The organism is Streptomyces sp. UNOC14_S4 (assembly GCF_020740835.1).
Classification (GTDB): Bacteria; Actinomycetota; Actinomycetes; order Streptomycetales; family Streptomycetaceae; genus Streptomyces.
On sequence record NZ_JAINFC010000960.1, the window covers coordinates 1 to 1,084 of the forward strand.

Here is a 1,084-nt window from a genome sequence, read left to right on the forward strand (position 1 = left end):
GGGCGCAGCCCGCGCCCTGGAACCCGCTGCCCGGCACGCCGCACACCCCGGACTGGTCGGCGCTGGCCGACGACACCGCGCACAGGAGCCGCCGCCGCAAGTGGCTGCTCCTCGGTGGCGGCGGCGTACTGGCCACGGCCGCGGTCGCCACGGCCGTCACCTTCGCGGTCACCGGCTCGCACGGCGGCGGCGCGAGCGGCCTGCCCGCCCCGGGCAAACTGCCCGGCTCCTCCGCGACGCCCGAGCCGTCCTTCTCCGAGAGCGCGCCACCGCCCCCGCCGAACCCGCTCGACTTCATATCCAGCGCCGACAAGGACAAGGCGCCGCTGAGCACCAAGACGCTCTTCCCGCACACCAAGCCCGTCCTGAGCAAGCGCAAGTACACGCGGACCGCCACCGACACCACCACCGACTGCGCCTCCGCGACGCAGGGCGGACTCGGCTCCGTCCTCGCCGACAACGGCTGCCGCCAGGTGCTGCGCTCGACGTACGTACGCGACGGGATCGCCGTGACCGTCGGGGTGGCCGTCTTCGACGACAAGGCCGCCGCCGACAAGGCGAAGGAACAGTCCTCGGGCAACATCGCCTCCCTCCCCGGCAGCGACGACCCCGCCTTCTGCCGCTCCACCGCGTGCCGCCTGACGGCCAACGCGCAGGGGCGCTACGCGTACTTCACCGTGGCGGGCTACACGAACGGAAAATCGGTGGGCCCCGACGACACCGACGCCCTGACGGCCGGCCGCGACGTCTCCGACTACACGTTCCGCCGCATCATGTACCGGGCGAACGCGCAGGCGCTGGAATCGGTGAAGACGCCGGTACCGCCGGGCAAGCCGGCGTAACCGCCCGCCGCCCTACGGGCGGCCCGGTGGGGGTGCAGGTGGGTGGAAAGTTTCTTCTGGGGGCTCCGCCCCCAGACCCCCGGGGCGCTTGCGCCCCGTAAGGGGCGCGGGGAACTGCGCGACCAGCCACGACGCACCCGCAGCCGCCCGCGAAGCGCAAGCCGTACCCCGGCAGGCGCACCGGCGACGAAAGTCGCAGTCGCGCGCCGACCGCACCACCCACCCCGGTAGGCGCCCCGGGT

Annotated in this window: 1 protein-coding gene; it reads left to right on the forward strand. The window is 74.0% G+C overall.

Going from position 1 to position 1,084, the window contains the following annotated elements:
• On the forward strand, positions 1-842 hold an 842-nt coding region (locus K6I34_RS37315), incomplete at its 5' end, for a hypothetical protein (protein ID WP_374231127.1).
• Between the last annotated feature and the right edge of the window lie 242 nt (positions 843-1,084).